General features: G+C 36.2%; 1 protein-coding gene. It reads right to left on the reverse strand.

Features of this window, described 5'->3' with window-relative positions; translation table 11 throughout:
- Window positions 1–120: 120 nt before the first annotated feature.
- Window positions 121–447 (reverse strand): DinB family protein (locus CHI06_RS29040; RefSeq protein ID WP_257009514.1); only part of this gene is annotated, 327 nt, incomplete at its 5' end.

The following is a 447-nucleotide window of genomic DNA, read 5'->3' on the forward strand; positions in this document are numbered from 1 at the left end:
AGCTAATGAAGCTTTTTAAAAGCTGCGTTTCCCTGCCCAAGCTCCTTGCATTTTACTTAGGAATACAATTTGCCCAATATGATATGCGTCGTGCAATGCTAAACTCTTCAGTTCAAGCACTTATGATTGATCTTCTCCTGGGATCTGTCTATACAAATCTTCTTGTTCTGATGTTGCTAGTATTTTACCAAGTTCACGATGAACATAAAAGTATTCTTGTTTTGTTTCCTTCCAATTTTGAAAAGTCTCAGTTGGTAATCGAAATGTAGATTCATTATCTTCTGCCTGTGGTTCATTCGCTGTTTCACCAAGAAATCGCATAAGAAATCTCTTTTCATAGAAAAGTAAATGGCAAACTAATTCCCAAATGGAATTCATTGCCTCAACTGGTTTCCAAATTGCCTGTTCAAAAGTAATATCCTCTAGCACTTTTTCAAGTGGTGGAAA

The sequence above is a fragment of the Bacillus sp. 7884-1 genome (assembly GCF_002272245.1).
Taxonomy (GTDB): Bacteria; Bacillota; Bacilli; order Bacillales; family Cytobacillaceae; genus Neobacillus.